General features: G+C 67.0%; 8 protein-coding genes and 1 pseudogene. 4 read left to right on the top strand and 5 right to left on the bottom strand.

Annotated features, from left to right (window positions below):
• The 4 genes and pseudogenes from ACWEVR_RS18215 to ACWEVR_RS18200 form a co-directional block, all read left to right on the top strand.
• Positions 1 to 216 (top strand): annotated as a pseudogene (locus ACWEVR_RS18215) (diiron oxygenase); the annotation flags it as partial.
• A gap of 182 nt (positions 217 to 398) precedes the next feature.
• Complete coding sequence (locus tag ACWEVR_RS18210) at positions 399 to 1,022, top strand: hypothetical protein (RefSeq protein ID WP_452467885.1); 624 nt, start codon at positions 399 to 401, stop codon at positions 1,020 to 1,022.
• A gap of 83 nt (positions 1,023 to 1,105) precedes the next feature.
• Positions 1,106 to 2,098, top strand: a complete 993-nt coding sequence (locus ACWEVR_RS18205) for an MEDS domain-containing protein (protein WP_452467884.1) — start codon at positions 1,106 to 1,108, stop codon at positions 2,096 to 2,098.
• Between the two features lie 3 nt (positions 2,099 to 2,101).
• The gene (locus tag ACWEVR_RS18200) at positions 2,102 to 2,980 is read left to right on the top strand and encodes an MEDS domain-containing protein (RefSeq protein ID WP_452467883.1); all 879 of its coding nucleotides are present in this window, start codon (positions 2,102 to 2,104) and stop codon (positions 2,978 to 2,980) included.
• A 170-nt stretch (positions 2,981 to 3,150) separates the two neighbouring features.
• Here the strand turns inward: ACWEVR_RS18200 and ACWEVR_RS18195 are convergent, their stop codons facing one another.
• The 5 genes from ACWEVR_RS18195 to ACWEVR_RS18175 all read right to left on the bottom strand — a co-directional run bounded on the left by ACWEVR_RS18195 (position 3,151) and on the right by ACWEVR_RS18175 (position 7,235).
• On the bottom strand, positions 3,151 to 3,438 hold the full coding sequence (locus tag ACWEVR_RS18195; protein ID WP_452467882.1) for a hypothetical protein: 288 nt from the start codon (positions 3,436 to 3,438) through the stop codon (positions 3,151 to 3,153).
• A 6-nt stretch (positions 3,439 to 3,444) separates the two neighbouring features.
• Positions 3,445 to 3,681, bottom strand: a complete 237-nt coding sequence (locus tag ACWEVR_RS18190; RefSeq protein ID WP_452467881.1) for a hypothetical protein — start codon at positions 3,679 to 3,681, stop codon at positions 3,445 to 3,447.
• Between the two features lie 24 nt (positions 3,682 to 3,705).
• Complete coding sequence (locus ACWEVR_RS18185) at positions 3,706 to 4,026, bottom strand: alpha/beta hydrolase (protein WP_452467880.1); 321 nt, start codon at positions 4,024 to 4,026, stop codon at positions 3,706 to 3,708.
• Positions 4,027 to 4,193: 167 nt separating this feature from the next.
• Entirely contained in the window at positions 4,194 to 4,574 is a 381-nt protein-coding gene (locus ACWEVR_RS18180; protein ID WP_452467879.1) for a VOC family protein, read from the bottom strand.
• A 585-nt stretch (positions 4,575 to 5,159) separates the two neighbouring features.
• On the bottom strand, positions 5,160 to 7,235 hold the full coding sequence (locus ACWEVR_RS18175; RefSeq protein ID WP_452467878.1) for an oxidoreductase: 2,076 nt from the start codon (positions 7,233 to 7,235) through the stop codon (positions 5,160 to 5,162).
• Positions 7,236 to 7,279: the final 44 nt, after the last annotated feature.

Genomic DNA, 7,279 nt, shown 5'->3' with positions numbered 1-7,279 from the left:
TTCGAGATGCCCACGGCGGTCCGCAAGGAACTGTTCTACGGCTCCAAGGAGGCCAAACAGACCTTCGCCGACTACTACGTCGACGTGCGCGCCCTCGCCGAGGAGATCGGTCTGATGAACCCGATCGCCAAGAAGGTCTGGAAGCTGCTCGGCATCGATGGTCCGTCGAGCCGCTACCGGTCCGAGCCCAAGCGCTCCGTCAAGCACACGATCTGACGCGGCCGGAAACACGGTGCGCGCGGCGTACCGACCCCCACAGTCCCCATCGCACCGCAATGAGCAGTGAAGTGAACTGGTAACTGAGCAATTCCGCATCGCACACTCGCCACCATCGCCGAAACTTCAGGAGGAGCGCGATGGTTCGCAAGGGTGAACATGCGGTGGTACTCGGTGCGAGCGTGGCGGGTCTGCTCGCCGCACGGGTGCTGTCCGACGCCTACGATCGGGTCACCGTCGTCGAACGAGATCGGCTCGACGCAACAGCCGGCGCGCGTCGGGGCGTACCGCAAGGCAAACACGTGCACGTTTTACTGCCGAGCGGATCGCGGGCATTGGAAACGCTGTTTCCCGGGTTGCTCGCCGAACTCGTCGCGCACAACACGAAAACGATCGAGGACTACACCGACTTCTACTTCTCGATCGCGGACAACCGGCTCTGCCCGCAGATGCAGCCGAACGTGACGACCTACCTGCCGACTCGGCCGCACCTGGAAGATCGGATCAGGCAGCGAGTGCTGACGATCCCGTCGGTGGGCGTCGCCGACGCGCGCGAAGCGGCACGATGCTTGTTCTGCTCGAGACGATGCGCGGAGGGGCACGGAATCATCAACTGGTTCAGTTCTGAAGCGATGGCCGGTCGCAGCGTCGATCGACAAGATCCGAAGTTTCACTGCTGGGCTCGGTGGTTGTTGGCGCAGCCACCGAGCCACCGTTTGTCCTACATGTTTGGCTGTGAAGCCGACCACGCCCGGCCAGTCGTTCCCACGCGCCGCTTCTGGTTCCTGCACGGGCGCGCGCAGTAGAGCAGCCTCGCCGGGCCCACGCAGTTCCACTCCGCTCGGAATCGCGGTCCCGGTGACCGGCCGGATACCGTAGCCTCGTCCTTATGAGTGTCCAGGCTGGAGTGGCTCCACCGCACGACCACGTCGTGAGCATTTATGACGGGCTGGAGGAACTGGCCCGCAACGTCAGCGACTTCCTCGGGCAGGGGTTGGACACCGACGGTGCGGCCGTGGTGATCGCCACACCCGCCCATCGGGAAGCCATCGCGACGCGGTTGAGCGAGCACGGCTTGGACTTGGCTGCCTTGGCCGCGGCCGGGCGCTATCGAGCCCTGGATGCCGCGCAGACCTTGGCGAGCTTCACCATCGACGGCGCACTCGATCAGGCTCGTTTCGCCGAAGTGATCGGCGAGGTCATCGCCGCTGCGAGTGCGGGTGGGCGTTCCGTGCGCGCGTTCGGTGAGATGGTGGCGCTGCTGTGGGCCGACGGCGATCCGGCCGCTGCGATCGAGCTCGAAGCGATGTGGAACGAGTTGGCTCAGAGCCATCGGTTCCTGCTCTACTGTGCCTATCCGCGTGACCTACTCGCCGGCGCCGACGATCTGATGCGCCTGCAGCAAGTGTGCGCCCATCATTCGGAGATCGTCGCTCCCGACAGTTACACCGCCGCCCAGCCCGAGCTCGGGCCGAGCGCCGACCCGGACAGCGATTCTCGAACCTATCTGCCGGTACCCAGCGCCGTCAGCGCCGCGCGCCGATTCGTCACCGGCAGGCTGGGGGAATGGCAGCACGGCCCCGCGGTCATCGACGATGCCGCCCTGGTCGTTTCCGAACTCGCCGCCAACGCGGTTGCCCACGCGCACACCGCGTTCCGGATCCGTCTGTCCCAGACCGAGGGGACGGTGAGGATCGAGGCCGAGGACCTCAGCCCGCGCCGACCGGTGATGGGTACCGACCGTGGAAGTGCGGTCGGTGGACGTGGCTTGATCCTGATCGCGGCACTGGGCAACCGATGGGGCATCGAACCGGACCCGGCAGGGCACGCCAAGAACGTGTGGTGCGAAATCCCCTCTCCTGACCCGAGGGAAGGAATCTGAGATATGTCGATCGATCTCTCCGCACCCGCGCGCGGTTCCTCGGTGGCCAGGGCGGCTGGTGCACTGATCGATAAGCGAAGCGGCGGCCGCCACGATCATGCCTGTGTGGCGTATACCACCCGTGCTGAACGCGACCGCGCCGCCGTGGAATGGCTGCTCGAGGGTGCCGCGCTCGGGCAGCGGCTGCTCGCGGTCACCGACGACGACGATGCCGGTGACCGCTTGCGAGCCGCTTTCGCCGCGGCCGATGCCGGCTACGAGCTGACCCACACCTCCCTCGGGGAGGTCTACGACTTGTCCGCGCCCATCGACGCCGAAGCCCAGCTTGCTCATTTCCGCGGCGAAGTCGCATCGGCCCTCGACGCGGGTTTCGCGGGCATTCGCGTCTTCACCGACATCACCGCCCTGAACCTCGATCCCGCACGCCGTCCCGGTCACGTCCGGTGGGAACACGTCGCGGACGCGTTCATGGCCGGCGGTAACCCGGTAGCCGCGATGTGTGCCTACGACCTCACCGCGACCGGGCAGGATCTGGGCGCGGTCATGGCCGTACACCCATTGCGCCACGGCCCCTCCCGGGTCCCCACGACGTTCGGAATGTACTGGCGAGACGGCCACCGCATCCTTGACGGGGAGATCGATCAATTCGGCATTCCCGCCCTGATCGGCGCGCTCGAGGTCTTACCGAGCGAGGGCGCCGACCTCGACGTCAGCGGTCTGGCGTTCCTGAGTGTGCGCGCCTCGGCGGTACTGGCGGGCATGGATCCGTCCCAGCGTGCACACCGGTCGATACGGCTGGTCAACGCCCATCCCGTCGTCGAGCGGGTATGGAGCGTGATGGATTTCGATCCCCGACGGTTGATCAAGCGCACCGATTCCTGAGCAGGCTTCCGCACGGATTTGTCTTCGTGGCCTAGCGGTTCGATCGCGACTTCACCACCGCCGCAACGAATCTGGTCAGGGTCGCCGACATCGCCCCGATCAGCCGACCGGCAGCTCCGTTCCCGGTGAATATCCCGCCCGATAACCTGCAGTCCCGCGCCGGCTCGGCGTCACAGCAGGTGGGTGGTGAGAAAGTCGATCTGATCGGCGAGGATCTTCTCCACCACCGGCGGGTGGTAGACGGTGAAGTGGTCGGCGTCGTAGTGGTTGAGGGTGGCGCGGGGCGCAGCGGCCGCGACTCTTCCGGCGATCGCCGAATCGATCAGATTCTCCCGGTCGCAAGCGAAGACCAGCAAAGGGCATTGCACCCGGTGCGCGTCTGAGGCGGCGTTGTAGAACAGCATGTCCAGCCCGGAGGCCGCGGTGATGCGGTTGTCGAAGTCGTATCCGGCGGGCATCACCGATCACCAGCCCTCCAGTGCGCCTGGCTGGTTGACGAAGGCCAGTTCGCCCGGACGGCCGACCAACGGCACATAATGCCTCGGGAGCCGCAAGGTGGCGCGTATCAGGTCGGAGACGACAGAAAAGGTGAGCCGCAGCAGATGGCGTAGGCCCGCACGGGAAACGACAGCGCGTCCGCTGAAGACCGGGCACTGGACGACCGCGGCACGCAGGTTCTGGTGGCGTGCGGCGGCCAGCACGTGGCTGGCGCCGAAGGAGTTGCCTCACAGTGCGATTCGGTCCGCATCGAGTTCGGGGCGGGAGCGGACGAACGCCAGTGCCGAATCGACGTCCTGGGCGTAACGGCGTTGATCGACCAGTTGCCTCGGCTCCTCACCGGATTCGCCGAGGTGGCGGAAGTCGAAGGCCAGCACGGCCGATCCCGCGTGCGCGAATGCCTGTTCGTACTGGGCGAGCATCATCGCGTGGGTGGCTCCGCCGCCGTGGACGAGCACCCCGACCGGATGTGGGCCCGCCGAGTCCGGCACGGTCAGCCAGGCCGCGCAATCGTCGCTGCCGGACGGAAAGGTGGTTCGGATTGTCATGGACGCGTACGCCGCAGTTCTACTGGTCAACGCCGCGACCGCTGTACTGGATGCCGTGTCCAGTCAATGGGTGCGATCAGGCGGCCAAGCGGACCGCTCCAGACTTCTCGACCAAGGATTCCTCCACGTCCACGTAGATCCCGACCCGCAATAGTTCCAGTCCTCTATCAGCCGACGACCAGACAGAACGGGTGACCGGCCGGATCCAGCAGCACCCGCCACCGGTCGACGCCCGGCTGGTGGTCCACCCTGACCGCGCCGAGACCCAACGCAAACTTCTCCGCCGCGTCGAGGTCCTCGACCCTGAAGTCCAGGTGTAACTGCTGCGGCACGTCCTGACCGGGCCACGAGGGGGCCCGGTATCCGGTGACCCGCTGGAAGCCCAGGTCACAACCCGAACCATCGGTCAGAGCGACGAATTCGTCGGCGTCGTAGCCGAGTTGCATGCCCGTCAGCTCTTGGTAAAACCGGGCAAGAGCCCGGGGATCAGCGCAGTCCAGAGTCACGCCTCGCAGTGTGGCTTTCGGCATCATGTACTCCTCGGTCATCGGTGTTCGCGGGCCGCGCTGCGGTCTCCGCAGGTAGTCATCCAACGCGCTGTCGTGGGTCGGCTCCACTCCTTTTCGGGCGGCGGACAACTCCAAACCAGGGATCACATACGTCTCGCCCGATCGAATCGCCGCCGAGGCGGGGATCAGTATCGGCACGCCTTCCTGATACTTCACACCCGCCCGTGGTGCTGTCACTCGGGAACGGCAACGACTCGAGACTCGATCAATAATGTCCGGCGTCGTGACAACCAGCGGACAGGTAGGTAGACAGCCGCTGCGCGCCAATAACACAGAGGGCGAACCGAATTCGGCCCGGTGGTACTACGCAGCCGTGCGATGGGCCAGAGCATCAGCAGGCCGAGGCCGCCCAGCACTCCGAAGCCGACGGTGAAGTCGCCCGTGGCATCTCGCAGCGCGCCCACCAGGAGCGGGGCCAGCGCCGCGCAGGCATAGCCGACGCAGAACGCCATCGCACTGATTCGCCCCGGCGGCGCAGATTGATCGACGACGGTGGATCCGGTTCCTCGAACGCGCGCGGGGTGGGGTCGACCGCCCTGTGGACAGCGCCGGTCGACCGACACCTCAGGCGAGTTGGGTCACCTCACGACGGAAGGGCACCTCGTCGTTGGACGGTAGCTCGGCGTCGAATTCCTCGGCGGCGCGGCGGCCCGACCAGACGGCCGCGGCGATCGTGGCGGGCGCCCAGGCGTCGCCGATGCCGCGCACCGACCGCAGCTCGCCCTGCGCGCGGAGCCCCTCGAGTTCGAGGTAGAGCTCCTCGCGTGGCAAGCGGGCGGTCACCATCACCACGGCGTCGCACTCGATTTCGCGGACTGCGCCGGCGTACACGTCCGTCACCTCGACCCCTCCGACACCGACGCGGGTCACGGCGTGGTCGGTGAGCCGGGTGACTCCGTTCTCGATGAGACGGCGCTGGATGCGGTTGACCTCGAAGGTGTTGTTCGTCCAGGCGGAAACCTGCGACTGGGTGGTGACGATCGAGACGTCGTAACCCTGCTGGGCGAGCAGTTCCGCGACGACTCCACCGAGGTAGTAGTGGTCGTCGTCGTACACGAGGACCGTCTTGCCTTCGGGGAGTCGACCCGCGAACAGGTCGTCCGGCCCGAGCACTTGCGCACCCTCGGCGATCGGCAGCGGTGTGGTGTGGAAGCGGGCGACACCGTCCGTGCGCCACGTCGCACCGGTGGCCACCAGCACGTGCTGGAAGCCGAACTCGATGATGTCGGCGGCCGTCATCGGGCTCTCGCGGAAGACCTCGACGTTCGGCAGTTCGGCGATCGCGGCCTCGCGGTACTCCTGGACGCGCCCCCACGCCGACAGGCCAGGCAGTCGCGACTCCTGGCGCACCCGACCGCCGAGCTCTCGACGTGCCTCGATGAGGGCGACGTCGTACCCGCGCACCCCGAGCGCACGGGCCGCTTCCAGACCGGAAGGCCCGGCACCGACCACCAGGACCTGGGAGTCGCTGCCCTTCGCCCGGATCCGCTCCGGGTGCCAGCCACGCCGCCACTCCTCCCCCATGCTCGGGTTCTGGGTGCAGCGAATCGGTGACATGGTGAGGTCTCCGGAGACGCAGATATTGCAGCCGATGCACTCGCGGATCAAGTTCAACCGGCCGTCACGGATCTTGTTGGGCAGGAAGGGATCGGCGATCGACGGGCGGGCCGCGCCGATCAAGTCGAGGATGCCTGCCTTGATCTGGCGCACCATCGCGTCCGGTGACGTGAAGCGCCCGACGCCGACAACCGGCTTGGTTGTCAGTTTCTTGAGACCGGCGACGAACTCCTCCTGCCTGCCCTCCGGACCGAACCGGGACGTGACCGAGTCGCCCTCCCAGCTGCCCATCGCGAAGTCCCACAGGTCGGGAAGCTCCCCGAGCTCCCGCAGTACGCCCTCGATATCCTCACGCGTGATGCCGCCGGCGATCTCCTCCTCCACGGTGATCCGGCACGCGACGGCTGCCCGGCCCGCGCACTCCTCGAGGGTGTCCTCGAGCAGCTCACGCAGCAGGCGCATCCGATTGAGCAGCGAGCCGCCGTACTCGTCGGTGCGCTGGTTGTAGCGCCGGGACAGGAAGTGGTGGACGCCGCTGTAGCCGTGAGCGCCGTACACGTAGACGATGTCGTAGCCGGCCTCGATCGAACGGCGGACCGCGTTGCGGTGCCAGCGTCGCAGGTCGGCGATGTCCGGCTTGGTCATCGCCCGCGCCTGGACCGGCGCGATCGTGTCGGGGGCCACCGGCAGATGACCGGGGCCGAGCGGGGTTTCGCGGCTGAGCTGGTTGGGCGCGTTCATACCGTTGTGCGCCAGCTCGATACCCGCCAGGCCGCCGCCCTCGTGAATCGCGTCGGCGATCCGCTTCAGCGCGGGGAGATCCTGATCGTCCCAGATCCGCAGCTCGATGAAGGGGGCGATGTCGGAGGTCGCGTGGATCTCCACCTGCTCGGTACACACCACCGACCAGCCGCCCTCGGCCTTGATCTTGCGCATCGCGGCCTGGGCACTGGGGTCGCGATAGCCCATGCCGTTGCAGTGGGGCACCTGGTAGAAGCGGTTCTTGGTGGTGAACGGCCCGATCTTGACGGGCTCGAACAGGATGTCGTACGGGGCGGCCACGGCGGGCGGCTGCTCGGTCATGGGAGATCTCCTAGGTCAGGCTGGGTGAGTGGTGCCGGCGCGGC

Source organism: Nocardia sp. NPDC003979 (assembly GCF_053605015.1).
The sequence above is the reverse complement of the archived record's forward strand: the minus strand, read 5'-3'. Positions and strand labels throughout refer to the sequence as shown.